Annotated in this window: 1 protein-coding gene; it reads left to right on the forward strand. The window is 57.3% G+C overall.

Annotation, left to right across the window (positions count from 1 at the left end):
* Positions 1 to 204, forward strand: a 204-nt coding sequence (locus tag SB725_RS32590; protein ID WP_410923623.1) for a LysR substrate-binding domain-containing protein, incomplete at its 5' end; no start/stop codon positions are given.
* Positions 205 to 253 lie beyond the last annotated feature (49 nt).

Genomic DNA, 253 nt, shown 5'->3' on the forward strand with positions numbered 1-253 from the left:
GACATGGGCGTCGCGCTGATCCCACCCTTCCTGATCCAGCGTGAGTTGCAGGAGGGTAGGTTGGTGGTCGCTAACAGGCATGCCCTGAGCAGCGACAAGGCCTACTATCTGATGATTCCCGAGCGCAAGGTTGAGTCCGCTTCGCTGCGCGCCTTCCGCGACTGGCTGGTGGCACAAGCCAAGCAATACACGGCGTCAACGTAGGAATACGGTGCAACCTGACCCCGTAGTCAATTATTTTAAACACCTACAG

The organism is Pseudomonas sp. SIMBA_041 (genome assembly GCF_046535095.1).
GTDB lineage: Bacteria > Pseudomonadota > Gammaproteobacteria > Pseudomonadales > Pseudomonadaceae > Aquipseudomonas > Aquipseudomonas mucoides.